General features: G+C 66.8%; 30 protein-coding genes and 1 tRNA gene. 15 read left to right on the top strand and 16 right to left on the bottom strand.

From position 1 onward, the window contains the following. Position 1 precedes the first annotated feature (1 nt). Genes TK49_RS01495 through gspG form a run of 4 tightly spaced genes read right to left on the bottom strand, consistent with a single transcriptional unit; the run spans position 2 to position 2100 of the window. Complete coding sequence (locus TK49_RS01495) at positions 2-724, bottom strand: PulJ/GspJ family protein (RefSeq protein WP_045785136.1); 723 nt, start codon at positions 722-724, stop codon at positions 2-4. Further along, complete coding sequence (gspI, locus tag TK49_RS01490; RefSeq protein ID WP_045785135.1) at positions 714-1109, bottom strand: type II secretion system minor pseudopilin GspI; 396 nt, start codon at positions 1107-1109, stop codon at positions 714-716. Before gspI ends, TK49_RS01495 begins: the two co-directional genes overlap by 11 nt. Beyond that, positions 1106-1594, bottom strand: a complete 489-nt coding sequence (locus TK49_RS01485) for a GspH/FimT family pseudopilin (RefSeq protein ID WP_045785134.1) — start codon at positions 1592-1594, stop codon at positions 1106-1108. The genes gspI and TK49_RS01485 overlap by 4 nt, the downstream gene beginning before the upstream one ends. Before the next feature lie 26 nt (positions 1595-1620). After that, positions 1621-2100, bottom strand: a complete 480-nt coding sequence (gene gspG, locus TK49_RS01480; protein ID WP_045785133.1) for a type II secretion system major pseudopilin GspG — start codon at positions 2098-2100, stop codon at positions 1621-1623. Between the two features lie 174 nt (positions 2101-2274). Between gspG and TK49_RS01475 the strand changes: the two genes are divergently transcribed. After that, positions 2275-2982, top strand: coding sequence for a type II secretion system protein N (locus tag TK49_RS01475; RefSeq protein ID WP_045785132.1), 708 nt, complete (start codon positions 2275-2277; stop codon positions 2980-2982). Positions 2983-3119: 137 nt separating this feature from the next. Beyond that, the gene (locus TK49_RS01470) at positions 3120-3728 is read left to right on the top strand and encodes an EF-hand domain-containing protein (protein ID WP_045785131.1); all 609 of its coding nucleotides are present in this window, start codon (positions 3120-3122) and stop codon (positions 3726-3728) included. A gap of 116 nt (positions 3729-3844) precedes the next feature. On the opposite strand, the gene hppD is transcribed toward TK49_RS01470, so the two are convergent. Next, a complete protein-coding gene (gene hppD, locus TK49_RS01465) occupies positions 3845-4951 on the bottom strand; it encodes a 4-hydroxyphenylpyruvate dioxygenase (protein ID WP_045785130.1) in 1107 nt (368 codons plus the stop codon). Positions 4952-5108: 157 nt separating this feature from the next. On the opposite strand from hppD, the gene TK49_RS01460 reads away from it, so the two are divergent. Further along, positions 5109-5597: an Lrp/AsnC family transcriptional regulator gene (locus tag TK49_RS01460; RefSeq protein WP_045785129.1), complete on the top strand. Its 489-nt coding sequence runs from the start codon at positions 5109-5111 to the stop codon at positions 5595-5597. A gap of 435 nt (positions 5598-6032) precedes the next feature. Beyond that, entirely contained in the window at positions 6033-6302 is a 270-nt protein-coding gene (locus TK49_RS01455; RefSeq protein WP_045785128.1) for a hypothetical protein, read from the top strand. A 41-nt stretch (positions 6303-6343) separates the two neighbouring features. Here TK49_RS01455 and TK49_RS01450 read toward each other — a convergent pair whose 3' ends face one another. From TK49_RS01450 to TK49_RS01430, 6 genes are all read right to left on the bottom strand, one after another. Next, positions 6344-6733 carry a hypothetical protein gene (locus tag TK49_RS01450; protein WP_045785127.1) on the bottom strand — a complete coding sequence of 130 codons (390 nt, stop codon included), beginning with the start codon at positions 6731-6733 and terminating at the stop codon, positions 6344-6346. Between the two features lie 55 nt (positions 6734-6788). Beyond that, positions 6789-7043, bottom strand: coding sequence for a hypothetical protein (locus tag TK49_RS23905; protein ID WP_082076269.1), 255 nt, complete (start codon positions 7041-7043; stop codon positions 6789-6791). A 7-nt stretch (positions 7044-7050) separates the two neighbouring features. Continuing rightward, positions 7051-7440, bottom strand: coding sequence for an SgcJ/EcaC family oxidoreductase (locus tag TK49_RS01445; protein ID WP_045787683.1), 390 nt, complete (start codon positions 7438-7440; stop codon positions 7051-7053). 157 nt (positions 7441-7597) lie between these two features. Beyond that, on the bottom strand, positions 7598-8086 hold the full coding sequence (locus TK49_RS01440) for a cupin domain-containing protein (RefSeq protein WP_045785126.1): 489 nt from the start codon (positions 8084-8086) through the stop codon (positions 7598-7600). 181 nt (positions 8087-8267) lie between these two features. Continuing rightward, the gene (locus tag TK49_RS01435; protein ID WP_045785125.1) at positions 8268-8657 is read right to left on the bottom strand and encodes a VOC family protein; all 390 of its coding nucleotides are present in this window, start codon (positions 8655-8657) and stop codon (positions 8268-8270) included. A gap of 13 nt (positions 8658-8670) precedes the next feature. Continuing rightward, the gene (locus TK49_RS01430; RefSeq protein ID WP_045785124.1) at positions 8671-9024 is read right to left on the bottom strand and encodes a hypothetical protein; all 354 of its coding nucleotides are present in this window, start codon (positions 9022-9024) and stop codon (positions 8671-8673) included. Positions 9025-9156: 132 nt separating this feature from the next. Here TK49_RS01430 and TK49_RS01425 point away from each other — a divergent pair, with 132 nt between their 5' ends. Beyond that, on the top strand, positions 9157-9585 hold the full coding sequence (locus tag TK49_RS01425) for a MarR family winged helix-turn-helix transcriptional regulator (protein WP_197742967.1): 429 nt from the start codon (positions 9157-9159) through the stop codon (positions 9583-9585). Between the two features lie 60 nt (positions 9586-9645). Here the strand turns inward: TK49_RS01425 and TK49_RS01420 are convergent, their stop codons facing one another. After that, the gene (locus TK49_RS01420) at positions 9646-10341 is read right to left on the bottom strand and encodes a GNAT family N-acetyltransferase (RefSeq protein ID WP_045785122.1); all 696 of its coding nucleotides are present in this window, start codon (positions 10339-10341) and stop codon (positions 9646-9648) included. A gap of 399 nt (positions 10342-10740) precedes the next feature. On the opposite strand from TK49_RS01420, the gene kefF reads away from it, so the two are divergent. Next, positions 10741-11307 (top strand): glutathione-regulated potassium-efflux system oxidoreductase KefF, encoded by a 567-nt coding sequence (kefF, locus tag TK49_RS01415; RefSeq protein ID WP_045787682.1) that lies wholly within the window; start codon positions 10741-10743, stop codon positions 11305-11307. Between the two features lie 21 nt (positions 11308-11328). Then, on the top strand, positions 11329-13269 hold the full coding sequence (gene kefC, locus TK49_RS01410; RefSeq protein ID WP_045785121.1) for a glutathione-regulated potassium-efflux system protein KefC: 1941 nt from the start codon (positions 11329-11331) through the stop codon (positions 13267-13269). A gap of 71 nt (positions 13270-13340) precedes the next feature. Here the strand turns inward: kefC and TK49_RS01405 are convergent, their stop codons facing one another. Further along, positions 13341-14135: a DUF1835 domain-containing protein gene (locus tag TK49_RS01405; RefSeq protein WP_045785120.1), complete on the bottom strand. Its 795-nt coding sequence runs from the start codon at positions 14133-14135 to the stop codon at positions 13341-13343. A 185-nt stretch (positions 14136-14320) separates the two neighbouring features. Here TK49_RS01405 and TK49_RS01400 point away from each other — a divergent pair, with 185 nt between their 5' ends. The 4 genes from TK49_RS01400 to TK49_RS01385 all read left to right on the top strand — a co-directional run bounded on the left by TK49_RS01400 (position 14321) and on the right by TK49_RS01385 (position 19734). Beyond that, positions 14321-15631, top strand: a complete 1311-nt coding sequence (locus TK49_RS01400; protein WP_045785119.1) for a M20/M25/M40 family metallo-hydrolase — start codon at positions 14321-14323, stop codon at positions 15629-15631. Between the two features lie 162 nt (positions 15632-15793). Then, entirely contained in the window at positions 15794-16525 is a 732-nt protein-coding gene (locus tag TK49_RS01395; protein ID WP_045785118.1) for a 2Fe-2S iron-sulfur cluster-binding protein, read from the top strand. A gap of 9 nt (positions 16526-16534) precedes the next feature. Further along, positions 16535-17539, top strand: a complete 1005-nt coding sequence (locus TK49_RS01390) for an FAD binding domain-containing protein (RefSeq protein ID WP_045785117.1) — start codon at positions 16535-16537, stop codon at positions 17537-17539. Further along, positions 17536-19734 carry a xanthine dehydrogenase family protein molybdopterin-binding subunit gene (locus TK49_RS01385; protein ID WP_045785116.1) on the top strand — a complete coding sequence of 733 codons (2199 nt, stop codon included), beginning with the start codon at positions 17536-17538 and terminating at the stop codon, positions 19732-19734. The genes TK49_RS01390 and TK49_RS01385 overlap by 4 nt, the downstream gene beginning before the upstream one ends. 116 nt (positions 19735-19850) lie before the next feature. Here TK49_RS01385 and TK49_RS01380 read toward each other — a convergent pair whose 3' ends face one another. Next, positions 19851-20135 (bottom strand): hypothetical protein, encoded by a 285-nt coding sequence (locus TK49_RS01380; RefSeq protein WP_045787681.1) that lies wholly within the window; start codon positions 20133-20135, stop codon positions 19851-19853. A gap of 500 nt (positions 20136-20635) precedes the next feature. Between TK49_RS01380 and TK49_RS01375 the strand changes: the two genes are divergently transcribed. Both TK49_RS01375 and TK49_RS01370 read left to right on the top strand, forming a co-directional pair. Beyond that, positions 20636-21787, top strand: a complete 1152-nt coding sequence (locus TK49_RS01375) for a porin (RefSeq protein ID WP_045785115.1) — start codon at positions 20636-20638, stop codon at positions 21785-21787. Positions 21788-21918: 131 nt separating this feature from the next. After that, a complete protein-coding gene (locus TK49_RS01370) occupies positions 21919-22917 on the top strand; it encodes a Bug family tripartite tricarboxylate transporter substrate binding protein (RefSeq protein WP_045785114.1) in 999 nt (332 codons plus the stop codon). 69 nt (positions 22918-22986) lie between these two features. Here TK49_RS01370 and TK49_RS01365 read toward each other — a convergent pair whose 3' ends face one another. After that, the gene (locus TK49_RS01365; RefSeq protein WP_045785113.1) at positions 22987-23301 is read right to left on the bottom strand and encodes a high-potential iron-sulfur protein; all 315 of its coding nucleotides are present in this window, start codon (positions 23299-23301) and stop codon (positions 22987-22989) included. A 256-nt stretch (positions 23302-23557) separates the two neighbouring features. Continuing rightward, positions 23558-23633: transfer RNA gene (locus tag TK49_RS01360), tRNA-Arg, on the bottom strand. 378 nt (positions 23634-24011) lie between these two features. On the opposite strand from TK49_RS01360, the gene TK49_RS01355 reads away from it, so the two are divergent. Together TK49_RS01355 and TK49_RS01350 are read left to right on the top strand one after the other, a co-directional pair. Further along, a complete protein-coding gene (locus TK49_RS01355; protein WP_045785112.1) occupies positions 24012-24917 on the top strand; it encodes a c-type cytochrome in 906 nt (301 codons plus the stop codon). Positions 24918-25089: 172 nt separating this feature from the next. Continuing rightward, entirely contained in the window at positions 25090-25503 is a 414-nt protein-coding gene (locus tag TK49_RS01350) for a surface-adhesin E family protein (RefSeq protein ID WP_045785111.1), read from the top strand. Positions 25504-25523: the final 20 nt, after the last annotated feature.

Here is a 25523-nt window from a genome sequence, read left to right as displayed (position 1 = left end):
GTCAGAGCCCCGTCATGCAGATGCGCGTGAAGCGCTGCGGCGTGCCTTGCGGCGTCATGCGCACGAGCAGGGCGAGTTCCATGGCGCGCACCGAAGCGGCCGGCACGACCACACCGGGGTTGTTGCCCGGCACGCCCGACGCCGCCGGGGTGGACGCCGACGGCAGGCCGCTCAGCGTGGTCGTATTGCTGCCGGCGGGAAACAGCGCCGCCGACAGCGTCCCGGCGTTGTCCATCCAGCCGCCGGGTTCGATCCAGGCGCGCGCGCTGATGCCTTCGACGTTGGTCGCCAGCACGTAGCGCGCCGCACCGGGGCCGCCCTGGCGCAAGCTGTCCAGCGCGCCGCGCAGGTCGCCGCGGTTGGTGATGGGCGCGCTCTGCAGACGTTCGAGCCGGCCGTCGACGATGCGGTAGACCACGACCTGCCACGCGGGCGGCTGGCCATCGTCGCGGCGGTCGCGCACCAGTAGCACGCGGTTCGCGTCCATCTCCACCGGTGCGCGCGAGAGCGTGTTGGGGTCCGCCAGTTGCGTGCAATCGGCATCGAACTGGGCGTAGGCGGTCTTGAGCGCCTCGATGCGTTCGTCGCGCTGGGCCAGCGCCTCGTGCGTGCGCGTCATGCTGTCCAGCCCGCGCCAGGCGATGACGGCCAGGATGGCCAGCAGCGTGATCGCCACCAGCAGCTCGAGCAGGGTGAAGCCGCGTGCGCGGTGCTTAGAAGACATTGCGCGCGTCGTTCGGTAGCAGCGTCACGAGCCAGGCCAGGCGCACGGACTTGGAAGCATCGGCATAGACCGACACCTCGGCGCGGCGGAACACCGGGTTGGGCGTGGTCGCGATGGTTTCTTCGCACCACAGCTGCGTATCGCCCTGCGGGCACGCGAAGCCGCGCGCCCCCGGGTCGGGAAACGCGCGCGACAGGCGCAGGTTGGCGAGGTGGTTCTCGGCACTCCAGGTGGCGATCATGCGGGTCTGCAGCGAATCGCTGGCGGTGGTCATGCTGCCCATCGCGCGCATGGTGGCGGTCAGCGCCACGGCCACGATGGTCAGCGCGACGAGCACCTCGAGGAGGGTGAAGCCCCGCAGGGCGGAGCCACGCGGGCGGGTCATTGCGTTTCCGTCAGCACGCGGGGGCCGCCGTCCGACACCACATCGACGCGCGAACCCTGCGAGGTCAGCGCCACGCGCCAGGGCAGGCCGATGGCCTCGCGCCCGAACACCAGCCGCTGCGGGGCGCCGGGTGCGGCCGCTGCACCGGCGACGATCTGAACGCCATCCATGCCTTGCCGCCAGTGGCCGGGTGCCAGCACGTCGCGCGTGAGCAGACGCCAGCCGTTGGGTGTCGATTCGTAGAAGCGCCAGCCCTGCGTGTCGCCTTCCCAGGCCACGGGGCGCGAGGTCAGTTGCGCCTCTTCCTGCGCCAGCTCGATGAGTCGCGCCAGCTTTTGCGCGTCATCGTTCAGCTGCGAGCGCGGGTTCGGGGTGGCGTTCACTGCCACCACCCCCAGCACGATGCCGATGATGACCACCACCACCAGCAGCTCCAGCAGCGTGAAGCCCTGGAAGCGCCGGGCGCGGTGTCGGTTGCCGAGCATGGACGGTGATGGCCGATGGCGCGGGCTCAGTTGTCCCAGTTGCCGATGTCGGCGTCGTTGCCCGTGCCGCCGGCCTGGCCGTCGGCGCCAAAGCTGAAGACGTCCACTTCACCGCGCACGCCGGGGTTCAGATATTGGTACGGATGGCCCCACGGGTCTTTGGGCAGGCGTTCCAGATAGCCGCCGCCCTTCCAGTTGTTGGGGATGGGCTCGGTGGTCGGCTTGGTGACCAGCGCCGCGATGCCCTGTTCGGTGGTCGGGTAGCGGCCGTTGTCCAGGCGATAGAGCTTGAGCGCCTGCGAAATGGAAGCGATGTCCTGCTTGGCGGCGATGATGCGCGCCTCGTCGGGCCGGCTCATGATTTTCGGCACCACCAGCGCGGCGAGAATGCCCAGGATCACCACCACCACCATGATCTCGATGAGGGTGAAGCCGCGCGCCGCGCGGCGGGCGTGTCCGGCGAGGGCGCGCTGGCGGAAAGAGGAGCGAAGTTGGCCTTGCATCATGGCGAGAGAGTTGGCAATGGGAGTAAGAGACACAGTATATCTGTGACATATGACCATAGATCGCGCGGCACGGTCATGCAGCGCCCGCCGTAGAGCCCCTCCTCCAGGCCGTTCACCGAGCCGGCACGAATGGCGGATAGAATCAGCGCATTCCTACGGTGCTCCGGCCATTTCATGAACGCTCGACAGTCGTCTCGCCTGCTCAGCCTTGTCCTGTTTGCTGCCTTGTGCGCGCTGTTGACGCATTGGGTGCTGACGCTGTCGTCGCTGCGCTCGCTGAGTGTGCCGCGCGAGGCCCGCGTGGCCCAGACCGACGCACTCGAGACCGGGGCGGCCATCACGCTGTTCGGTGGCGGCCCGCAGAACGGCCCGCGCGACGTGCAGGTGATCGGCGTGGTGGCGGACCTGGCCGATGGCTCGGGCGCGGCGATCGTGTCGGTGGACGGCGGCGCACCGCAGGCCGTGCGGGCCGGCAAATCGCTGTCGTCGAACCTGAAGCTGGTCGCAATCAAGGCGCGCTCGGTGGTGATCGAGCGCAACGGTGCGCGCCAGGAGATTCCGCTGCCGGCCAGCGCCGTCGCCGCGGGCGTCTCGCCGGCCAATCGCAATGCCCCGGCCATGCCGTTGCCGCCGTCGGGCGCCGCGGCGCCGCTGTCGACCCCCGCCACGCCGCCTTCACCCGGGCCCGCGCCGTCGGTGGCGAACAACCCGGCCAACACGACCATGCCGGGGGCCATGCTGCCGATCGCCCCGTCGCAGCTGAATACGGGCGAGAACGGCGTGGCCGAGGGCGGCATTGCCGGCCCGCGCCATCGTGCGGCCGCCGCCGCGCGCAAGGGCGAGGCTACGCAGCCGGGGGCTCCGCAGCCGCCGCAGGAGTAAGCCCGCAGCGGCGCCGCCGTGCGGCGGCGCGCATATTACAGCGCATGTCATTGGGGTAACAGCGTGTAAAACACGGCAACGTGCCGTCATTGTCGGGTTCTAATCGGCTACACAGTCCATGTGAAAAGGAGCTGACCATGACCAACAAACGTGCTGTCCAAACCTTTCTTGCCACCTCGGCCCTGTTCCTCGCCATGTCCGGTGTGAACGTCCGTGCGCAGGAGGCCAGCGCCCCCGCTGCCAGCGCCCAGGCACCGGCTGCCGCACCGGCGCCGCAGTCGACCGGCCGCGCCGGCAAGCCGGGCCACCACGGCGGGCTCAAGGCCATCGACACCAACGGCGACGGCCAGGTCTCGCGCGACGAAGCCAAGGGTCATGCCTGGCTCGAGAAGAACTTCGACCAGATCGACACCAACCACGACGGCCAACTCAGCAAGGACGAGCTGGCCGCCTGGCACAAGGCGCACAAGGGCGAAATGCGCGAAAAGATGGCGCAGCGCTTCGACGCCAAGTTCAAGGCCGCCGACAAGGACAACGACGGCAGCCTGACCAAGGACGAGGCGCAGGCCGGCATGCCGCGCCTGGCGAAGAACTTCGACCAGATCGACGCCAACCACGACGGCAAGATCACGCCGGACGAGATCCGCGCATACATGAAGGCCCGCCACGATGCCCGCAAGGCGCAGCAGAACACGCCTGCGGCCGCGGCCATGCCGGGCGGCCCGTCTGCCACGAAGGGCGAATAACCCGACCGTTGCGGCACACGCGGCGCCTGCGGGCGCCGTTTTTCATGCGCGCAAAACAAAACACCCCGATGGCGAGCCACCGGGGTGCGGGTCCAGCAAGCGCGACGTTGAGGGCGTCAGGCCGGCTGATCGTCGGCCTTGAGCACGCCGCGGCGCATCTGGTCGAGTTCGATCGACTCGAAGAGCGCCTTGAAGTTGCCCTCGCCGAAACCTTGGTTGCCCTTGCGCTGGATGAACTCGAAGAAGATCGGGCCGAGCTGGTTTTCCGAGAAGATCTGCAGCAGCAGGTCGCCCGGCGCACCGTCGATCAGGATCTTGCGCTTCTTGAGTTCCGCCACGTTTTCGCCATGGCCGGGGATGCGCTTGTCGACCAGCTCGTAATACGTGTCGATCGTGTCGAGCAGCTTGATGCCGTTGGCGCGCAGTGCATCCACCGTGTGGTACAGGTCGGTCGAGCCCAGGGCGATGTGCTGGATGCCCTCGCCGTGGTACATGTCCAGGTACTCCTGGATCTGGCCCGGCTTCTCCGTCCCTTCCTCGTTGATAGGGATGCGGATGTTGCCGCACGGGCTCGTCATCGCCTTGCTCTTCACGCCCGTGACCTGGCCTTCGATGTCGAAGTAGCGCACTTCACGGAAGTTGAAGAAGCGTTCGTAAAACTCCGCCCATTCCTTCATGCGGCCACGGTAGACGTTGTGCGTCAGGTGGTCGATGTAGGTCAGGCCATGCCCGGTCGGGTTCGGGTTGGCGCCGGGGATCGGTACGAAATCGACGTCGTAGATGCTGATGTTGCCGATGTCGCCCGCCTTGGCGCCGTTCTTGCCCGTCCAGCGGTCGACCAGGTAGATCAGCGAATCGCCGATACCCTTGATGGCCGGAATGTTCAGCTCCATCGGGCCGCTGTGGGTGTCGAAGCCCCAGGCGCCGAGTTCCAGCGCGCGCTTGTAGGCGAACGCGGCGTCCTGCACGCGGAACGCGATCGCGCAGATCGACGGGCCGTGCAGGCGCGCAAAGCGCTGCGCGAACGAATCCGGCTCGGCGTTGATGATGAAGTTGATCTCGCCCTGGCGATACAGCGTCACGTTCTTGTGGCGGTGCTTCGCGATGGCGGTGAAGCCCATGTTCTCGAACAGCTTGCCCATTGCAACGGGGTCCGGCGCGGCGTATTCGATGAATTCGAAGCCGGCGGTGCCCATCGGGTTTTCCCAAGGCGTGAATTGCATGGCGATGTCTCCTGCGGGGGCCGCACGTGTGGGGTGCTGGCGCTTTGACGATCCTCGCAGTGTAGGAGTGTCAGGGAAAGCAAAAATTGCGAAGTTGTGCCCACCTTGCTAAATTTGCGCAAGAAAATTGCCGAATTGATTGGTGCGGAGCAACAAAATGAATAAAGTCGAGCTCGACAAGATCGACCGCAAGATCCTTGAGGTTCTCCAGCACAACGGCCGCCTCACCAACCTGGAGGTCGCCGAGCGGGTCAATCTGTCGCCCAGCCCGTGCTTGCGACGCATTCGCCGCCTGGAGGAGAGCGGCGTGATCCGGCAGTACGCCGCGCTGCTCGACCCGGCCAAGATCGGCCTGGGCCTGTCGGCGTATATCAACGTGCGGCTGGAAAAGCAGGGCGGCGCGCCCAAGGGAAAGGGGCCGTCCGACCTGTTCCGAGCGGCCGTCGCGACGTGGCCCGAGGTGGTCACGTGCTACGCCATGACCGGCGAGATGGATTACCTGCTCAAAGTGTTCGTGGAAGACATGGAGCACTTCGCGCGCTTCATCCGCGACCAGCTGCTCGCGCACCCGGCGGTGATCGATGTGAAGAGCAGTTTTGCTTTGGAGCGGATCAAGGATACGACGGCGTTGCCGGTGGTGGTTTGAGGGATTGCCGACAGTGCGGCCATAGCCAAATACGTGAACGAGCGCAGTTCGTCGCATCCACTGTCAAGCAGCGATGCGTTATCAGATCGCGCGGATTTCGCCGGTAGATTAACGCTCGCTATAATTTGCGCGCCATCGCGGAAGCGATGGTACGGGTTTGGCGACCCACGTCAGGAGGATGGATGCGATATGCGTTCGTCCAGTACACTCGCGCGCCTTCCATGGCGGGCCGGGTGGGGAGACCTTCGGGTCTGCCGGAGTCCTGACGCCGGTTCGCCAACCTCATCGCGGGCCCGCCTCCCTCGTTTGGCGACGATAAGGCGGGCTTCCTTCAATGTCAGGAGGCTCTATGCCACATCAGCTCTGCGGGCACCGCCCCGCGTCCTACCCATCCCCGCCTTGCCCCCCAGCGCACACCGCTCACGGAGGTGCCCAATGACTCATCGCAAACGCGAGTACCTGACCGGCGCACTGGCTGCACGGCAGTTCCTGCGGCGCACGCAGTCGGATATGCGTGTGCATCGGCAATTCCGGCCGAACGTCTTGCGCTGGGAATTTGCGTTCGCTGTCGGCATGCATGCGCCCGAATATCGCGCCGGGTTTCTCGACGCAATTGGGGCGTATCTGCTGACCACGCTGGAGGGCGTGCTGGTCGATCCGTACCGGTGGGAAGTGTTGGACCTGCTTGAGCGGGAAGAAAACTAAAACAGTAGGAACGCTTCCCCGAGACGGGCGGGGATGCTGAATCAGGCGGGCTCTGGTGAGCCATCGCTGAATACGAGGGGTGCATGTTCCGTGGGCTCCCAACTTTTCAGTGCGGCGCCCAGGCGATTGATCGTCGCGGCCTCCACCGGGATCGCAAAGCGCACGATTTCGAGGTGCAAGCGGTTGCCCGGTTTTTTGTATTCGATTTCAACGGCGGTATTGCCGACGCCATCTGCTACGAACGCTCGTACAGCCAGCCAAAGATAGGCGTTTCCGTCCTTTGCGCCCTTCTCGAAAGCGATCTCTTCGTTGACGCCGGTAGGGAACGTCATCAGTCCCGCGCCCCATTTCTTCAGTTCATCTGCGTAGTCGTAGAAATCGGCGACAACAGACTGGTGCTCGCCTTCGATGGACAGCCGCAGTTCGAGCATGCCGTCATCTGGGTCACGCCAAAGTAGTTCTAGTGAAAGTCGCATGGCATCAGGTCTAGGTCGGCGGCAGGTGCTCTACCCAAACGGGCTCACCCGGATGATGCTCCGCGATCGTATCGATAGCATCTTGCAGCGCTTCGGCAGAGGCGCCGCGCAGCGGATAGACAAACCGCGAAACGTTGCGACCGGCGAGTTTGCCGTAGTCAACGTCGGATATTGCATCCGTTCCGCACCAGATTGGCAGATTCGCCTCGCTTGCCAGTTGTAGCGCGCGTTGCAAACCTTCAGGGCTGATTGCTAGGAAGACCATGTCGGTATCAGTTTGCCGAGTCTGCCATCACCAAATTCGCATCCCGCACCAACCGCCACTTCCCATCCGCCTCTTTCCGCAGAATCGTCAACGTCTGCCCCGAGCGCCGCACCTCCTTTCCATCCGGCATCGTGATGACGATGCGCAATGCGTTGCGCAAGTAAGCGACGTCACCAAACACCTGCACCTCCTGAATATCGCTCGTGCCGTCGATGTGCACGTCCTTCATGTCGCCCGACATCTTTGCGAAGGCTTCCTTGCCGAAGGGCGGCTGGCCGGGCGTGAGAAACAGCACGTCGTCGGTCATCAGGTCGAGCACGGTGGCGACGTCGCCGGTCTTGCTGGCGGTGATCCAGGTGTCCACTACATGGCGGATGGCGCGTTCGTCGTCGGTCATGGCGATGCGGGTGTCGGTGGGGCGGGGCATTCACTCTACACCGCACGCGGGGGCGCGGACGACCCTGCCCCTCGTTGGCAGTTCTGCTGTCGAGGGGCAGGGTCGCCAGCGCGGGGCGCAGGAGGGTTAAGGGGCGTTGATGTCGGCGCTTCAGCGGCTACTGGCTGGCAGTCGGATCGTCCTTCGGATCGACGTACTTGATATCCAGCGGGCCGGTGCCGTGGATCTGCACCACGGTCGTCGACTTCGTGAACGCGTAGTGATGCGCGCCACCGGGCAGGTAGTGGTAGCCGCCTGCCTTGAGGGCGTGCGCCGCGCCCATGTCCATCGTGTCGCCGGCACCGAGGTAGAGCGTGCCGGAGATCACCGTGAGGTTCTCGGTCTGCGAGTGCCAGTGCGGCGGCACCTTGTAGCCGCCGGGCGCCTTCAGGCGGACGACGTACGGCCCCTCCTTGGATGGGTCGCCCTGCAGCACTGCGAGCTTGGCGCCCTTGGGCAGACCGGGCGGCGCGTCGACCCACTTCATGGCGGACGGGTTTGTCATCGCCATGTTGCTCATGGCGGCGTCCTGGGCGTTGGCGGGCAACGCGGCCGCGTACAGCAGGGCCGCAGCAAGCAGCGGCAATCGCACGGAGGATGTGTTCATCGTCGTCTCCTTCTGGCCTTGGCATCGGCTCGCAGGCGACCGGCGCGGTCGCCTTGAAGGGCGAGAGGTGCCTTGCCCTCATCGTAGGGAAGCGACCCGTGCGGCTGACAAGCGCGCAATTGCACTAGGGCCGTCCATTTGGGACGGGGCGCGCCGGGCACAGGCGCCCGGCCGCGCGGTCTCAGGCGGCCATGGCCTCGGGATAGACGCGGATCTCCAGCGCATGGCCATCCGGATCATCGAAGTAGATGGCCGTTGCCATGCCGCGTGCGCCGTGGCTTTGTCCAACCTGGCCGTTGCGCCGGTCGAACGGCGAGCCGCCATAGACGATGCCGCGCTCGATGAGCCGTGCGTGGATGGCATCGAACGACGCGCGGTCGAGGCTGAAGGCGAGGTGTTCGACCTCCAGCGTGTCGACCTGCCGCAGATCCAGCGTCAGGTCGTCATTCACCCGCACAACATCGAATGGCCCCATGCGCCCCTCGTGCGCGAAGCCGAGCACCTGCGTGTAGAAGGCGACGGAGCGGGCGGTATCCCGCACCCGCAAGATGGTGTGATCGAGCACAATCATGGCGAATCTCCTGTTAGCCGACATAGCGAGCGATGACCATGCACACCAGCGCCACGGCCAGCAACGGCGCCGCAACGCGATGCGCCAATGCGGGCCGCTTGCGCAGCGCTCCTTGCACGCCGACCGCAACGATGGCCGCCAGGGCGCCCATCATCAGCACCGTGCGCGGCCAGCCGAGCAGCCCGGCGTGGACGAACGCGCCCAGCGCCACGCCGGTGAGCACGGCCACGGTAGCCGCGCCCATCTGCGGGCGGAACATGACAGCGGCATTGGCGCCGCCGGTGCGGGCGAGCATGAAAGTGGACCCGGCCCAGAACACCGTGGCCATGGCGTGAAGCGCAATCAGCAGAATCCATCCAAATTGCATGACGACTCCCCGTTTGAAGGTGATGGATTGACGCCAGAACAGCGCGCCGACCGGTGTGCCACTCTTTGACATCGAATAGTTCGATATCTATCATAGACGGGTATGAAGCCAATGCAAGCCCATAGCGTTCCTGTGGGATTCCTCCTCGCGCAGACGGCCAAGACCACGGCCCGCGCATTTGACGATGCGCTGCAGGCACACGGCGGCTCGCTCCCGGTCTGGCTGATCCTGAAAGCGCTGATGCAGGGCGGACACCGCACGCAGGCCGAGCTGGCCGCCACGGTCGGCGTGCAGGGGCCGACGCTGACGCACCACCTCAACGGCATGGAAAAGGGCGGCCTGCTGGTCCGCAGCCCGCTGCCGGAGAACCGCCGCGTGCATCAGGTGGCGCTCACGGACGCCGGCCGCGCCCTGTTCTTCAAGCTGCGCGATGCGGCAATCGCATACGACGCGCGCCTGCGCGCCGGCATCGACGAAGCCGATCTGGACGTGTTTCGTGCGGTGCTGCGCAAGATGGCGGCAAACGTGGGCGCGTCGCCGGAAGACGAGGCCGCTGGCTGAAGTTGGGCGCGCCAACAAAAACGCCCGGTCAGAGCCGGGCGTTTTCTTTGGCGGGATCGATCAGACGGTGTGCTTTTGCGGCACCAGCGAGCGCCAGAAGCGCTGGCCGAAGCGGCGTGCATTGCGCAGGTTGCGCTTGAGCAGGTAGTCGAGGTCGGCCACCTGTTCGTCGATGGCCTCGCTCAGTACGCTCATCGTGTCGGCGGGCGGCAGTTCCAGGTACGCATCGGCCTCGCCATAGGCGTATTGCACGCGCATGCCGGCTTTCTTGGCGATGTGCATCATGGCCGCGTTGCGCGACAGGCAGTGCATGTACAGCGTGCGCACCTTCGTGTTGCGGCCGTGGATGGCGGCACGCTGGAACAGCGCGCTACCCACGCCCTTGCCGCGCGCCGATTCCGACACCGACACGCCAAACTCGGCCACGCGCCCCTGCGGGTTGTCGCGCAGATACGCGAGGTGGCCCACGCCGACCAGCTCCAGCCGGTCGTCATACACGCCAAAGACCTTGTCGTGGTCGAAGTCGATGCTGTCGACGTACGCTTCGATCACGTGATTGCCCACCACCTGGCCAAAGCGCAGCAGGCGGTCTTCTTCGCCCAGGGCCAGCAGGTGTTTGAGCAGGCGCGACCGATGGTGCGCGGCAAGCTCACGCACCAGCACGGTGGAGCGCGGCGCCCCTTGCGCCGCTTCGGTCTTGTCGATGTCGTCCTGGGTGACGACGCCGATGGCCTTGCTCAATTCGAGCGGGTTCACGACAGGGTTTCCTATTCCGAGCGCCCCTCCACGCGGGGTCGCGAAGTGATCAGCCGAAGGCGGAACATCCGCCTTGGGGGCACGCAAGCGGCATGCGCCCGCGTGTTGTGCAACGCACCATGCGATTGTAGGCCAATCAGGGATTTCCCGTAAGCCTCGTGTCAGCTTCCTGCCGAGAAAGCCTCGTCACCCCTTGATCTAGCGCGGGTGAGTGCCGGCCCGCAAGATGTTGTGTGTAAGCAACGCTCAATGCTGCGGTGCGCAAAAGCGAAGCGGCGAGCGCTTTCCAGACGAGGTTTTCCTCTCCGTTTTGCAAGCGGCGGGACCGGTCCCGCAACGCCGCTCCACAGTAGCCGTGCGAAGATGCGCCATCAAGCCGCCGCCGTCTCCGGATTTTCCATGACTTCTTCGCGCATTCTCGTGGTCTACGCGCATCCTGCCCCGCGCCGCTCCCGCGTCAACAAGCCGTTGGCGCGCATGCTGGCCGGCCTGCCCGGCGTGGCCATGCACGACCTGTACTGGCATTACCCCGACTTCGATATCGATGTGCGCACCGAGCAGGAAGCACTGGAGGCGGCCGAGGTGCTCGTCCTGCAGTTTCCGGTGCAGTGGTATGCCACGCCGTCGCTGCTCAAGGAGTGGATCGACGTGGTGTTCGAGATGGGCTGGGCCTATGGGCCGGGCGGCACGGCGCTGCGCGGCAAGCACATGATGGTGCTCGCCACCGCCGGTGGCCGGGCGCATGCGTACAGCCAGGACGGCATCCATGGCCATGCGCTCGACATGTTCCTGCTGCCGCTGCAGCAGACCGCCGCGCTGTGTGGCATGCACTGGCAACCTCCGCATGTGCTGCACGACGCCGACGACGCGCCCGACGAGGCCATCGACGCCCACATTGCCCGCGTGCGTGCCGCGCTGCAGCCTTGGCTGCCCGAAGGGCACGCTGCCACGAGCGTCCGGGCCTGACGCTCCCTGACCTTTTCGCTCATGCAATCGCACGACCTGCTCGTCAATTTCGTCATCTACCTGGCTGCGGCCGTGGCCGCGGTGCCGCTGGCGCGCCGGCTGGGGTTGGGTTCGGTGCTCGGCTACCTGCTGGCCGGCGTCATCGTCGGGCCGTGGGGGCTGCGGCTCATCACCAATGTGCAGTCGATCCTGGATTTTTCGGAATTCGGCGTCGTGCTGATGATGTTCGTGATCGGCCTGGAGCTCGAGCCGGCGCGGCTATGGTCGCTTCGGCGCAGCATCTTCGGCTATGGCGGGCTGCAGTTGGCGGTATGCGCGCTGGCCGTCGGCCTGGCGGTGATGGCCGTCGGACAGCCGTGGCGCGCGGCCGTGGTGGCGGGGCTGGGGCTCGCGCTCTCGTCCACGGCGATTGCGCTGGCCACGCTCACCGAACGCAACCTGATGCGCACGCCGGCAGGCACGGCCAGCTTCGGCATCCTGCTGTTCCAGGACATTGCGGCCATCCCCATGATCGCCCTGCTGCCGCTCCTGGCGCCCGACACGGGCGACGCCTCGGGCGCACACAGCTGGATGGCCGCCGCCAAGGCGGTGGGCGTGGTCGCAGCGGTCATCTTTGGTGGCCGCACGCTGCTGCGGCCCGTGCTGCGTGCCATCGCGCGCACCAACATGCGCGAGATGTTCACCTCCTTCTCGCTGCTGCTGGTGGTGGGCATCGCGCTGCTGATGCACAGCGTGGGCCTCTCGATGGCGCTCGGTGCCTTCATCGCCGGCGTGCTCCTGGCCGATTCCGAATACCGCCACGCGCTGGAAACCGACATCGAGCCGTTCAAGGGTTTGCTGCTGGGGCTGTTCTTCCTGGCCGTCGGCATGTCGATCGACTTCGGCGTGCTGATGCGCCAGCCGCTGGCGGTGGCGGTGTTCGTGGCGGTGTTCCTGGTCGTGAAGATCGGTGCGCTGCGCGTGCTCGCCACGCGCTTCGGTATTGCGCGCGGGCAGGCGTGGCTGTTCGCGTTCTTGCTGTCGCAGGGCGGTGAGTTTGCGTTCGTGGTGTTTGGCCCCGGCGTCGCCGGCGATGTGCTCGGCCAGGAGATGGCCGCCACGCTGAACCTGGTCGTGGCGCTCTCGATGGCCGCCACGCCGCTGCTTCTGCTGCTCCACGACAAGGTGCTGATGCCGCGGCTGATGGACGGCAAGAAGCGCGCGCCCGACGCCATCGGCCCGCAGGATAACGAGGTCATCATCGCCGGCTTCGGCCGCTTCGGCCAGATCGTCGGCCGCATGCTCTACAGCCAGGGCTACAGTGCGACCGTGCTCGACCACGACCCCGACCAGATCGACATGCTGCGCCGCTTCGGCTTCAAGGTGTTCTACGGCGACGCCACGCGCATGGACCTGCTCGAAACCGCCGGTGCCGACAGGGCCCGCATGATGGTCGTCGCCATCGACGACATGGAAACCAGCCTGGAAGTCGTCGACCGCGTGCGCGAGCGCTTTCCGCACCTGCAGCTGTACGTGCGGGCGCGCAACGTGTCGCACGTGTATCAGCTGCGCGACCGCGGCGTGCACGTGATCGAGCGCGAGATGTTCGAGGGCTCGCTCATGCTGGCGCGTCGTGTGCTCGAGGGCCTGGGCAAGGCGCCGTACGAGGCGCACCGCATCGCACAGACCTTCCGCCGCCATACGCTCAACTCGATGGACCAGGTCTACCCCGTGTATCGCGACCAGAAGAAGCTGGTCTCGCTCGCCCAGCAGGGCCGCGATGAACTGGCCGAGATGTTCCAGCGCGACCGCGTGCAGCGCAAACGCCTGCGTGAATCCGGCATGCCGTGGGGCGAGGGCGATGTCCACAGCGAGGTGGAAAGCACACAGCCCGACGCCGACCTCGCCAACGAAGTCGACGGCGGCGAGCCCGGCACGCCGATCGACTGCCCGGCGCGCGCGGGCCTCCGCCGGGACGACTGATGCGGGGCTGCCCAGATAAAAAAAGGAGCGGCCCGGCGCTCCTTTTTTGTTTGGGCTGATCGGGCGGCGCGCTACACCGCCACGCTCACATTGCGCCGCAGCTCGCACGTGGCAAGCGAGTCCGCATCGCCGCGCAGCAGCAACTGGCCGTTGCCGATCAGTTCCCGGCAGCGCCAGAAGACGAACCAGTCGCTGGCGAGCAGTCCGTCGATGGCGCCCATGATGCTGCCGACCACGTCGCGCGCGCTGGCCCAGTCGGTGGGCACGTGCTCAAGGATCACCTCGTCCACGGTGCCGTACGACACCGGCACCAGCGTGTTGCCTTTCCAGAGGCGCACGTCGGCGTTCTCGCGCACGGTCTGCTGCCATTCGTAGGCCAGCCGCCCGATACGCAGCACCGACACCGGCGCGATGGTCGAAAACCGCCGCGCCAGCCGCGCCCCCGAATACATGCCGATGGCCGTGAGCGGCCCCTGTCCGTTGGGCGCCTCAAGTTCACGCACATCCATGCCGACTTCATTGATGCGCTGGGGCGATTGATGCAGGTGGAACGCCACGCGGCGCAGCATGAGCTGGTCCGAGGCGCTCTGGCCGTGCCAGATGGCGACTTCGGTGGCGGCTTCGCGCAGATCCGCCAGCGACGCCAGGGCGTCGCGCATCTCGGAAGCGAAGTCGATGTTGCTGCTCGGCGCCACACGCTGCCAGAAGCCCGAGCGCGCCATCGCCACGCTGTCGACGTCGGCCAGCGGCCCGACGGCAAGATCGTCGCGCAGTACGACTACGGAATCGGGGCGGCCAGCCTGTGCGAGCGCCTGCTTGAGCGTGGCGCCGGCAACATCGCCGTTGACGACATGGATGTATTGCATGGCAACAATTGTAGCGAGAGTGTTGCCGCTTCGCTTTCGTTTTGCGCAGGTCTGGCGGTATTCCCTTGCGCTGCGTCATCGTGCTTGCCGAAAGGGCGGATAACCCCACGGGCAACGCTCAGGACGGCGTGCGAGAATCGCCGTTTTGTTGCAGACCATAACTAAGAACAGGTGAGGAAACAGCCATGAACCTTCCGTCGTTCGGGCAGCGAATGCGCCCCTTGATGTTGTCCGTGCTGGTGGCCGCCGGCGCGCTGGCGGCCGGTCAGGCCGCAGCCGTGCCGCCCGCCGAGATCTACAAGCGGGCTCAGCAGGAAAAGCCCGCGCTCATCGAGACCATGAAGACGCTGGTGTCGATCGAATCCGGCAGCAAGGACATCGAAGGCTTGGACAAGATCGCCGGCGTGATTGCGGAACGTTTGCGCGCCCTGGGCGGCGAGGTCAAGCTGATCGACCCGAGCGACCACGCTTACCGCATGGCCGACACGCCCGAGAAAATCGGCAAGATGGTGCTGGCGCGCTTCAAGGGCGACGGCAAGCGCAACATCATGCTGATCGCCCACATGGACACCGTCTACCTGAAGGGCATGCTCGCGCAGCAGCCGTTCCGCATCGACGGCGACCGCGCCTACGGCCTGGGCATCGCCGATGACAAGAACGGCGTGGCGGTCATCCTGCACACCATCGCCATCCTGCAGGCCGTCAACTTCAAGCAGTACGGCACGCTCACGGTGCTGATCAACGGCGACGAAGAGATCAGCTCGCCGGGCGCGCGCGCCATGCAGGCGAAGCTGGGCGCCGAGCAGGACGCCGTGTTCTCGTGCGAAGGCACGCGCGTGACGTCGGACAAGCTGTCGCTGGCGACCAGCGGCATCGGCGCGATCCTGCTGGATGTGAAGGGCAAGGCTTCGCACGCTGGCGGCGCACCGGAGCAGGGCCGCAACGCACTGTACGAACTGTCGCACCAGGTGCTGCAGATGCGCGATCTCTCCAGGCCCGAGACCGGCCTGAAGGTGAACTGGACGGTGGCGCAGGCGGGCACCAACCGCAACGTGATCCCCGCTGTGGCCAGCGCCCAGGCCGATGTGCGCCTGCTGCGCGCGGCCGACGCCGACAAGCTGGAAGAGACCATCAACGAGCGCATCAAGAACAAGCTGATCCCCGACACCCAGGTGACGGCCCGCTTCGAACGCCGCCGCCCGCCGCTGGAAGCCACGCCCGCGTCGCGCGCGCTGGCCGAGCATGCGCAGAAGATCTACGGCGAACTGGGCAAGACGCTCGAGATTGACGACAAGGCCGAAGGCGGCGGCACCGATGCCGCGTTTGCCGCGTCGAAGACCAAGGCGCCGGTGATCGAGCGCTTCGGCCTGGCGAGCTTTGGCGCGCACTCCAACGATGCCGAATATGTCGATCTCAATTCGATCGTGCCGCGCCTGTATCTGCTCACCCGCATGATCATGGACGTGTCGCGCGACCGCACCGGCGCCGCCAGGTAACCGCACTGCAACGCGGCGCGTAAGCCTTACACGCGCCGCGGTACACGTCCCTCGCGAAGCCGCCGTCCGGTGGCTTCCACTGCCCGGGTGCCGGGTATTCCGCTTGCTTTCCCCTGACGCATGTCTTCAACTCCGGCCCCCCGCGCCGGTGGAGCACGCGACATGACAGAGCATCGGCCGGACCCTGCCCATGAATCGGATGGATCACCCACGCGGCCGAGCCGGCGTGGCTTTCTGCAAGGCGCTGCGGTAGCGGCCACGGCGCTGGCGCTGGCGCACGATGCGCCTGGCGCACAACGCTCGGCGGCGGCGCCCGCCCGCGCGCCGGCCGCCCTTGCGCCGGCGCGGCCGGTGTCGCTCAACATCAACGGCAAGCGGTATGCGCTGTCCCTGGAGCCGCGCGTGACGCTGCTCGACGCGCTGCGCGAAGTGCTCGGCCTGACCGGCACCAAGAAGGGTTGCGACCGCGGCCAGTGCGGCGCGTGCACCGTCCTCGTGAATGGCCGGCGCATCAACAGTTGCCTGACGCTGGCGATCATGCACGAAGGGGACGCGGTCACCACCATCGAAGGCCTGGCGCGTGCGCATGACGGGGCGGTCGACCGGGCTTCGCTGCATCCCATGCAGGCCGCGTTCCTCGAGCACGACGCCTTCCAGTGCGGCTATTGCACGCCGGGGCAGATCTGCTCGGCGGTGGCGGTGCTGGAGGAGGCGCGGCGCGGCATGCCAAGCACCGTCACGTCGCGAGCCGCGCTGGGCAACCAAGGCCCGGTGACGCTCACCGAGGAAGAGATCCGCGAACGGATGAGCGGTAACCTCTGCCGTTGCGGCGCGTACCCGAATATCGTGGCGGCGATTCGCGTGGTGGCTGCCAAACCGGGCAACATCGTTTGAGGAGGCGCCATGCAATCGATTGCCTATGACCGTGCGTCTTCCGTCGAGGCCGCCGTGCGCCTGGGCCGTGAGCCCGGCGCGCGCTATATCGGCGGCGGGACGAATCTGCTGGACCTGATGAAGGGCGGCGTCGAGCAGCCCCAGCGGCTGGTGGACGTGAGCCGCCTGCCGCTGGCCGACATCCGCCAGTTGCCCGACGGCAGCCTGCGCCTGGGCGCGATGGCGCGCAACGCCGACACGGCGGCGCATCCGCTGGTGCGTACGCATTACCCGCTGCTGGCCGAGGCGATCGTCTCCGGCGCCTCGGGCCAGTTGCGCAACATGGCGACCAACGGCGGCAACCTGATGCAGCGCACGCGCTGCCATTACTTCTACGACACTGCGTATCCGGCTTGCAACAAGCGGCAGCCGGGCTCCGGCTGCGCGGCGCGCGAAGGGTTCAATCGCATGCACGCCATCCTCGGCGCGAGCGAGGCGTGCGTCGCGACACATCCGTCCGACATGGCCGTCGCGTTGGCCGCCCTGGATGCCACGGTGGTCGTGCACGGTGCGCATGGTGAGCGCCGCGTTCCGATCGAGGCCTTCCATCGCCTGCCCGAAGCGCACCCCGAAGCCGACACCACGCTCGCGCCCGGCGAGTTGATCGTCGCCATCGATCTGCCGCCGCCGGTGTTCGGCACGCATGTGCACTACCTGAAGGTGCGAGACCGCGCGAGCTATGCGTTTGCGCTGGTGTCGGTGGCGGCGGCGCTGGCGTTGCAGGCGGATGGGCGGACGATCCGCGAGGCGCGCATCGCCTTGGGCGGCGTGGCGCACAAGCCGTGGCGCGCGCACGGGGCCGAGCAGATGCTGGCGGGGCAGGCCATCGACCCGCAGCTGTTTGCCCAGGCCGGTGCGCTGGCGGTGCAGGGTGCGCAGCCGCTGCGCGACAACGGCTTCAAGGTGCCGCTCGCCCAGCGCGCCGTGGCGCGCGCGCTGGCTGTCGCGGCCAACCCGACGGGAGGTGTGGCATGAGCAACGTCGGCCAACCGCTGGACCGTACCGATGGCCTGCTCAAGGTGACGGGGCAGGCGCGCTACTCCGCGGAGTTCCAGTTGCCGCGCCTGGTGCATGCGGTCCTGGTGCAGAGCACCGTACCGGCCGGCCGCATCACGCGGGTCGACACGCACGTCGCGCAGGCCATGCCCGGCGTGCTGCTGGTGATGACGCATGAGAACGCGCCGCGCCTGCCCAACGGCAGCAAGCCCGCGCTCGAGCCGCCGGCCGGCCGCGTGCTGTCGCTGCTGCAGGACGACCAGGTGCACTACAACGGCCAGCCGGTCGCGCTGGTGGTGGGCGACACGCTCGAGCACGCTCAGTCCGCGGCTCGCATGGTGCGCGTGGAGGTCGCGCAGCAGCCGGCGCGGCTCGATTTCGAGACGGCCCGCGCGGATGCGCACTCGCCGGGCAAGGTGCAGAACCAATCGGCGGACACCACGCGCGGCGACATGGCCGCCGGCATGGCGCAGGCCGCGCAGCGCATCGAGGCCGTCTACGGCACGCCCATGGAAACGCACAACCCGATGGAGCCGCACGCCACGATCGCCGTGTGGGATGGCGACGCGCTCACGCTGTACGACAGCACGCAGTACGTCTCGGGCGTGCGCCGCACCGTCGCCAAGACGCTGGGCATGTCGCCCGACAAGGTGCGGGTGGTGTGCCCGTTCGTGGGCGGCGGGTTCGGCTGCAAGGGCTCGGTGTGGTCGCATGTGGTGCTGGCGGCGATGGCGGCGCGGCAGGTCGGACGGCCGGTCAAGGTGGCGCTGGAGCGCCCGCAGATGTTCGGCCCCGTCGGCGGACGTCCGCGCACCGAGCAGCGCATCGCACTGGGCGCCGCCCGCGATGGCCGCTTCACCGCCATCTCGCACGATTCGCTGACCACCACGTCGATGATCGAAGACTGGACCGAGCCGTGCGCCATCGTCACGCGCATGCTGTACGAGACGCCCAACCAGCGGACCACGCATCGGCTGGCGCGCCTGAACATTGGTACGCCGACGTTCCAGCGCGCCCCCGGCGAGGCCACCGGCACGTTTGCACTCGAAGTCGCGCTCGACGAAATGGCCTACGCGCTGGGCATCGACCCTGTTGAGCTGCGCCTGCGCAACGACGCCCGGCAAGATCCGGAAAAGCGCCTGCCGTGGTCGAGCAAATCGCTGGCGGCGTGCTACCGCTCCGGTGCAGAACGTTTCGGCTGGGCGCGACGCGATCCGCGGCCGGGCAGCATGCGCGAGGGCAAGACGCGCATCGGCTGGGGCATGGCCACCGCCACGTACCCGGCCAACCGCAGTCCGGCCGGGGCCGCCGCGCGGTACTTGCCGGACGGCACGGCGCAGGTCGAATCGGGCTCGCAGGACCTCGGCACCGGCACCTACACGGTGATGACGCAGGTGGCGGCCGATGCCATGGGGCTGCCCGTCGACCGCGTGCACTTCGATCTGGGCGACACGCGCATGCCGGAGGCGCCGGTGTCAGGCGGCTCGCAGAGTGCGGCCAGTGTGGCGCCGGCCGTGCAGGCAGCGGGCCAGCAGGCGCGCGATGCGTTGATTGCCGTGGCGATTGCCGATGCGAGCTCGCCGCTGCATGGGCTGGGCGCCGGCGACATCACCGTGGCGGACGGCATGCTCACGGCCCGCAGCGGGGCGCGCGAGCCCGTCGCGGCCGTCGTTGCGCGCCACGGCCGTCCCATCGAGGCGACGGCCAAGGTCCAGCCGGGCGAAGAGAAGCAGAAGTTCTCGATGCACTCGTTCGGTGCGGTGTTTGCCGAAGTGCGTGTCGATGCGGACCTGGGGGTGATCCGCGTCTCGCGCATCGTGGCGAGCTATGGCGTGGGGCGGCTGCTCAACGCGAAGACCGGGCGAAGCCAGCTACTGGGCGGCATTGTGTGGGGCATGGGCATGGCCCTGTTCGAAGCGAGCCTGCTCGACCCGCGCTACGGTCGCATCGTCAACAACAACCTCGCGGAGTACCACGTCCCCGTCAACGCCGACGTGCCCGACATCGACATCCTCGTGCTCGATGAGGCCGACCCGCACATCAACCCCCTTGGCGCCAAGGGTATCGGCGAGATCGGCATCACGGGCGTGCCGGCGGCGATTGCCAACGCCGTCTATCACGCCACCGGGCGGCGTGTGCGCGAACTCCCGATCACGCTCGACAAGCTCATCTGAGCGAGCGCGCATGAAAAAGCCCCGCTGGCGCATCACCGGCGGGGCACGCGGGCCAAGAGGCGGAAAACGGAGGATGCCTGGAGACCGGCCCGTAAGTCGTACTGCCGATCAAGGCCTCAATTCGGTACTGGATACCCGTAGACCGTGCCGCCGCCCTCGCGGGAGCGGCCGGCGGGGTCGCTGCGCATGCCTTCGCTGTACGGATCGAAGCGGCCGCTGCGCGCGCCTTCTGTATAGGTGTCGAAACGGCCGGTGCGGGCGCCGTCGCTGTACACGTCGAACCGCTGGGCCAGTGCTGCCTGGCCAAACACTTCCACGCGGCTGGCCTGCGCCCAAGCGCCGCCTGCCGCCATGGCACCTGCCGCCAATAGCGCGGCCAACCCAATCTGCCTGAGTCGCATGGCGAACTCCTTCTTCAACTGATTTTCGATGCTGTTTTAGCGTGGTCTTTGTCTGCGTCCTGCCACGGACTGAAGCCTAGGTCAGCGCGCATACCGCATCCACGGTGGTGCGACGAACGGTTTGTTGTTGGCGCCGAAATGATGCAAGCCGGTGTGAATGGCGGTGAAAAACGCCTCAGTGGGTGGGCTGCCGCGGCAATTTCCTCGCCTTTTTATCTAATCAATCCGTGCTGGCGGGGCATGCTGCGGGTCTTTGTGCACCACAGCAGGGCGGCACGAGGTGGCAGGCCTTGTCAGAGGCGGTTTTGGTGCGATGCATTAAGAGCGATGCGCGCGTACCACACTTGGTAGAACGATTCCGTGAATTGTTTTGCCGCGCTTAGGGCCTTTTGTTAAATTTGCGCGGCACTTCCGACACGGAAGCAAAGGAAACGGAGGAGCCCAGCCTCATGCACACGGGGTCGGGCGGTCTGAGACAACTCTTTTAATTTCGAGCCCACATGAAAAAGTCTGCCATTCTGGTTGCAGTCGGCGCCCTGTTCGCAGGTTCGGCCTATGCCCAATCGAGCGTGACGCTGTACGGTATTGTTGACGCAACGATCCACTACACCACCAACGCCAATGCCAACGGCAACAGCCTGGTCCGTCTGGACAACGGTGCTGTGTCCAACAGCCGCTGGGGCCTGAAGGGCAATGAAGATCTGGGCGGCGGCAACAAGGCGCTGTTCGTGCTGGAAAGCGGCTTCGATCCGGATACCGGCCGCGCCAACGGCGGTGGTTTGTTCAATCGTCAAGCGTTCGTGGGCCTGTCCAACAAGGACCTGGGCACCATCACCCTGGGCCGCCAGTACAACTTCGGCTTCACGATGGGCGGTAACTTCGATCCGCTGGGCGTGGGCAACTACGACGAGAACTCGTGGATCTACTACGGCGTGACGGGCCTGCGCGTGTCCAACATGCTGAAGTACGAAGGCAAGTGGAGCGGCCTGTACGTTGGCCTCGGCTACGGCTTTGGCGAACAGGCTGGCAGCGCAGCTGACAACCGCTACATGGGCGGCGCGGTTTCGTACGAATTCGGCCCGGCCATGGTTGGCGCGTTCTACCAGCAGCAGCAAGATGCGCCCAACGCCCTGACGGGCAACCAGGGTGGCCACAAGCAGAAGGTCTGGGGTATCGGCGGCAACTACGCCGTTGGCCCGGCCAAGCTGTACGCTGGCTATATCGACAGCAGCGATAACACGGCGTGCGTGAACAGCACGACCACTTGCGCGGGCGACCGCAGCACGTTCGGTCTGAACCTGTACGGCAATGCCGCCGGTGCTGGCCTGACTCCGGGCGCCACCAAGCGCCGTGACCGTATCGGCTTGGTTGGTGTGACGTACCAAGCGACTCCGGCGCTGGCACTGACGGGTGCGTTCTACTACGACAGCATCAAGGACGCGGCGCTGGCCGCAGGTGCCGACGGCAAGCGCTACACGGGCGTGCTGCTGGCCGAGTACTCGCTGTCCAAGCGCACCCAGCTGTACGGCACGGTCGCTTACGACAAGGTCAAGGACGCTGCTGCTCCGGAACTGCCGGGTGGCACGGCCAATGGCCAGAACGGCAAGACGAACCAAGTGGGTGTGGGCCTGGGTATCCGCCACATCTTCTAATCGACGCTGTCACTCGATTGGGAACGGAAAAGGCGCCTTCGGGCGCCTTTTCTTTTGCCTGCGGCCAAGCGAACTTGCCTGGGCATCGGCCTACAATGTCGCTTCCTTTCTCTTCCCTCTGACACTGCGCCATGACTTCCGCACGTATCGCCCGTCGTCGCCTGATTGCTTTCGCTGCGCTGCTGTGCACCGGCGTGCCGCTGCTTGCCGCATCACCCGTGCAGGCGGAGGACTATCCGGTCAAGCCGATCCGCATCATCGTCGCGTATCCGACCGGCGGTATTTCCGACAACGTGGCGCGTGCGCTGGGCGAGAAGCTGTCTGCGCAGCTGGGCCAGCCGGTGGTGGTGGAGAACCGCGCCGGCGCCGGCGGCAGCATCGGCATGGACGCCGTGGCCAAGGCCGTGCCCGATGGCTACACGCTCGGGTTTTCCTCCGTGAGCCCGCTCACGCTGAACCCGCATTTCGGCAAGCTGCCGTATGACCCGTTCAAGGACATCGCCCCCGTGGCCAACGTCATGTATGCGCCGATGATCCTGCTGGGCACGCCGTCGTTCACGGGCAAGAGCTTTGCCGACATGCTGAGCCAGTCGCGCGCCAAGCCGGGTTCGATCCGCTGGTCGACCTCGGGCCTCGGTACGGTGGGCCATCTGGCGCTGGAGCAGGTCAAGGCGCAGGCGCATGTCGATATCACGCTGATCCCGTACAAGGGCGGCGGCCAGCAGCTGACCGATGCCCTCGGCGGGCAGGTGGAGGTGATGTCGACGAACGTGGGGCCGACGTTGATGCAGCACATCACCAGCGGCAAGCTCCGCCCGCTCGCGGTGGGCGCGCCACACCGGCTCGATGCGCTGCCGAACGTGCCGACCTTTGCCGAACTCGGTTACGCCAAGGCCAACATGGCTTCGACCTTCGGCGTGTTCGCGCCGGCCAAGACGCCTGCCCCGGTCATCGCGCGGCTGAACGCTGAGATCAACAAGGCCCTGGCCGCGCCCGATCTGCGCGAGCGCCTCACGCAGGCCGCCGTGGTGCCCGCCGGCGGCACGCCCGCGCAATTCGCGGCGAGCATCCGCGCGGAGTACGACAGCAACGGCCGCATCGTGCGGGCCGCCGGCATCCAGGCACCGTAGCGCAACGCGCGCACCGCCCATGAAAAACGGACCCCGCGGGGTCCGTTTTGCGTTGGCCGTGGGCCTGGCTCAAGCCTTCTTCGCCCAGGCGCTGCACCAGCCCTTGTTGGCGACGTCCTTGCCGGCAAACAGCGGGCAGCCGCCTTGTGCGGCCGTGCCGCCCTGGTACAAAGCGCAGTTGCCGCAGTGCTGATCCGGCGTGTGCTTCGGATACTTGGCCTTGTCAGCCTTGGTGGTGTCGGCCACATAGCCGAGCGCCTTGGACTGCGGGTCGCTCTCGGCAACCAGCGGCGCAGCCTTGGCCAGGTCCGAGATCGACATGCCGACGGCGCCGGCGGCGGCCACAATGGGGATGCTCTTCAGGAATTGACGACGATTGGACATGCTGATTCCTTTTGTGGGAGTGTGTTGTGTGGCGTCCCTTGCCGGGCCCGTGCGCCGCACCGGCTCGCCCCAGGGGACAGCGGACGGCGTCGGCGCGCCGTTTTTCCGCTCGTGCATTCTGGCACAGCTCCCAGCCTGCGGCATCTGCGTAGGGTCAATGTTCCGCATACCTGTGTGCAGCAATCGCTCACTTCGGCGCAAGCGGCGGCCGTGCATGGCCGGATCAGCAAACAGGAGGGAGCCGGGATGGAACACTTGGCGCGCCCGGCTGGGATCGAACCAGCAACCCCTGCCTTCGGAGGGCAGTACTCTATCCATTGAGCTACGGGCGCACATCGGCGCAGAACGCGCCGAAAGAGAAGCCCCGCAGGATAGCGCATTTGGCGGCAAGCGTCCATCGCCCGCCCGCGAAATCGCGTGGCATGCCGCATGCTGCGGTCGCGTTTCGCGGCCTGTTTGACGCCGGCCAAAAAGCGCTGCTTAGGGCTCTCCCGCGTGTCAAACGCCGAAACAATACGGATATAATCGCCCGTTATTTGACAGAAGAAATGCGGGGACAGGTCTGTTCGGGCCAATGCGGCGGCATCGCGTGGTCTTCCTGCCTCCATCGCGACCTTACGCGGCCCCACGCACTGCCGGCGATGCCCGTGCTTCATGCCGGTGGCGCCCCCGGGGGCTCCAGAGCGGTTCCACCATCCTGAGAGTTGAGCATGTCCGACGCGCAGCACGACGAACACGAGCCTCTGATCAAGACCCCGAAGCAGCTGATCATCACGGTGATCGCCGCGTTTGCCGTTCCCATCCTCGTCATCATCCTGCTGGCCAACTATGTCGGCCTGGGCGTCAAGGAAGGCGCCGGCAGTTCCGGCATGTCGGAAGAGGCCGTGAACGACCGCATCAAGCCCGTCGCGCACCTCGAACTGAAAGACCCGAACGCGCCGCGCGTCTACAAGACCGGCGAGCAGCTCTACAAGGAAGTCTGCGCGACCTGCCACGCGGCCGGTGTGGCCGGGGCGCCCAAGTTTGGCGATGCGGCCAGCTGGGGCCCGCGCCTGTCGCAAGGGCTGGAGGGCCTGACCAAGGTGGCGCTGGCCGGCAAGGGCGGTATGCCCGCGCGTGGCGGCACGTCGCCGGATGACGTGAGCGATTACGAAATCGAACGCGCCATTGTCTACATGGCCAACTCGGCTGGCGGCAAGCTGCAGGAGCCGCCCGCACCGGCCGGCGCGGCAGCAGCGCCTGCGGGCGCCTCGGCGCCGCAGGCTTCTGCTTCGGCTCCGGCTCCGGCCGCTGCCCCCGCTGCCGCTGCAGCGCCGGCGGCTCCGGCACCTGCCGCTGCGGCGCCGGCTGCCGCCGCTGCACCGCAAGCCGCTGCCGGCGACGTCGGCAAGAAGGTGTATGAATCGACCTGCCAGATGTGTCACGCCGCCGGCGTGGCAGGCGCCCCGAAGTTCGGCGACAAGGCCGCCTGGGCGCCGCGCATCGCCGAGGGCAAGGCGAAAATGTATGACATCGCGCTGCACGGCAAGGGTGCGATGCCACCCAAGGGCACGTACGCCGGCTCCGATGATGACGTGAAGGCCGCCGTCGATTACATGGCCGCTGCCGCCAAGTAACGGCCGCACTTTCCGCCAAGAAGCCCGCCCCGCGCGGGCTTTTTTATCGGCTGTCGCGGCAGCGTTGTATGGCCGGCACTTGGTTTGCTACGTCGATTCTCGATGTGCGGAGAACGCTGCAGCCCGCGGCAGCGCCCCGCACGCGCCAACGATGATGCACTTGGAGGTTGCGATGCGAAAAGCGCAAATAACGCCGGCCTGCTGGGTCGCGGCCGTGCTGGCTGTGGCCAGTTCGACGGCCGTGGCGGCGGACAACTGGGTCAAGCTGGCTCCGCTGGCCGACAACGCCGGCACGCTGTATCTGGACAAGGACTCGATCGAACACAACAAGGACGGCACCGTGCGCGCCACCACACGCGATGCCTATGACGCGCCGCGCAAGCTCTCCGACGGCAGGGCCTATCAGTACGACACGCGCACGTCGCTCTACGACTGCAAGAACGACCGCATCCTCCCCGTGAGCGCGCTGATCCAGGACAGCCAGCACGGCACGGTGCTTACCAAGACCATCGACGGCCCGCGCTGGGAAGCCATCGTGCCGCATTCCGAAGGCGAGGCGATCCTGCGCGCCGTGTGTCAGAAGTAAAGCCGGCGCGGGAAGGGCCG

Origin of the sequence: Ralstonia mannitolilytica (genome assembly GCF_000954135.1) — a bacterium.
In the GTDB taxonomy this organism is placed as follows: domain Bacteria; phylum Pseudomonadota; class Gammaproteobacteria; order Burkholderiales; family Burkholderiaceae; genus Ralstonia; species Ralstonia mannitolilytica.
Note: the sequence above shows the minus strand (reverse complement) of the source record. Positions and strands in the feature narration are given on the sequence as shown.

Bases quoted from the DNA above. Each gene is read 5' to 3' on its own strand.
- TK49_RS01430 (WP_045785124.1), bottom strand. From the start codon at position 9,024: ATGCAATTTGGATGGATTCTGCTGATTGCGCTTCACGCCATGGCCACG.
- TK49_RS01405 (WP_045785120.1), bottom strand. From the start codon at position 14,135: ATGCAATACATCCATGTCGTCAACGGCGATGTTGCCGGCGCCACGCTC.
- TK49_RS01380 (WP_045787681.1), bottom strand. From the start codon at position 20,135: ATGCGACTCAGGCAGATTGGGTTGGCCGCGCTATTGGCGGCAGGTGCC.
- TK49_RS01385 (WP_045785116.1), top strand. From the start codon at position 17,536: ATGAGCAACGTCGGCCAACCGCTGGACCGTACCGATGGCCTGCTCAAG.
- TK49_RS23905 (WP_082076269.1), bottom strand. From the start codon at position 7,043: ATGGTCTTCCTAGCAATCAGCCCTGAAGGTTTGCAACGCGCGCTACAA.
- TK49_RS01370 (WP_045785114.1), top strand. From the start codon at position 21,919: ATGACTTCCGCACGTATCGCCCGTCGTCGCCTGATTGCTTTCGCTGCG.
- TK49_RS01350 (WP_045785111.1), top strand. From the start codon at position 25,090: ATGCGAAAAGCGCAAATAACGCCGGCCTGCTGGGTCGCGGCCGTGCTG.
- TK49_RS01390 (WP_045785117.1), top strand. From the start codon at position 16,535: ATGCAATCGATTGCCTATGACCGTGCGTCTTCCGTCGAGGCCGCCGTG.
- TK49_RS01355 (WP_045785112.1), top strand. From the start codon at position 24,012: ATGTCCGACGCGCAGCACGACGAACACGAGCCTCTGATCAAGACCCCG.
- TK49_RS01455 (WP_045785128.1), top strand. From the start codon at position 6,033: ATGACTCATCGCAAACGCGAGTACCTGACCGGCGCACTGGCTGCACGG.
- TK49_RS01460 (WP_045785129.1), top strand. From the start codon at position 5,109: ATGAATAAAGTCGAGCTCGACAAGATCGACCGCAAGATCCTTGAGGTT.
- hppD (WP_045785130.1), bottom strand. From the start codon at position 4,951: ATGCAATTCACGCCTTGGGAAAACCCGATGGGCACCGCCGGCTTCGAA.
- TK49_RS01395 (WP_045785118.1), top strand. From the start codon at position 15,794: ATGACAGAGCATCGGCCGGACCCTGCCCATGAATCGGATGGATCACCC.
- TK49_RS01485 (WP_045785134.1), bottom strand. From the start codon at position 1,594: ATGCTCGGCAACCGACACCGCGCCCGGCGCTTCCAGGGCTTCACGCTG.
- TK49_RS01475 (WP_045785132.1), top strand. From the start codon at position 2,275: ATGAACGCTCGACAGTCGTCTCGCCTGCTCAGCCTTGTCCTGTTTGCT.
- TK49_RS01440 (WP_045785126.1), bottom strand. From the start codon at position 8,086: ATGAACACATCCTCCGTGCGATTGCCGCTGCTTGCTGCGGCCCTGCTG.
- TK49_RS01450 (WP_045785127.1), bottom strand. From the start codon at position 6,733: ATGCTCGAACTGCGGCTGTCCATCGAAGGCGAGCACCAGTCTGTTGTC.
- TK49_RS01435 (WP_045785125.1), bottom strand. From the start codon at position 8,657: ATGATTGTGCTCGATCACACCATCTTGCGGGTGCGGGATACCGCCCGC.
- kefF (WP_045787682.1), top strand. From the start codon at position 10,741: ATGACTTCTTCGCGCATTCTCGTGGTCTACGCGCATCCTGCCCCGCGC.
- gspI (WP_045785135.1), bottom strand. From the start codon at position 1,109: ATGACCCGCCCGCGTGGCTCCGCCCTGCGGGGCTTCACCCTCCTCGAG.
- TK49_RS01470 (WP_045785131.1), top strand. From the start codon at position 3,120: ATGACCAACAAACGTGCTGTCCAAACCTTTCTTGCCACCTCGGCCCTG.
- TK49_RS01365 (WP_045785113.1), bottom strand. From the start codon at position 23,301: ATGTCCAATCGTCGTCAATTCCTGAAGAGCATCCCCATTGTGGCCGCC.
- TK49_RS01495 (WP_045785136.1), bottom strand. From the start codon at position 724: ATGTCTTCTAAGCACCGCGCACGCGGCTTCACCCTGCTCGAGCTGCTG.
- TK49_RS01375 (WP_045785115.1), top strand. From the start codon at position 20,636: ATGAAAAAGTCTGCCATTCTGGTTGCAGTCGGCGCCCTGTTCGCAGGT.
- gspG (WP_045785133.1), bottom strand. From the start codon at position 2,100: ATGATGCAAGGCCAACTTCGCTCCTCTTTCCGCCAGCGCGCCCTCGCC.
- kefC (WP_045785121.1), top strand. From the start codon at position 11,329: ATGCAATCGCACGACCTGCTCGTCAATTTCGTCATCTACCTGGCTGCG.
- TK49_RS01400 (WP_045785119.1), top strand. From the start codon at position 14,321: ATGAACCTTCCGTCGTTCGGGCAGCGAATGCGCCCCTTGATGTTGTCC.
- TK49_RS01445 (WP_045787683.1), bottom strand. From the start codon at position 7,440: ATGACCGACGACGAACGCGCCATCCGCCATGTAGTGGACACCTGGATC.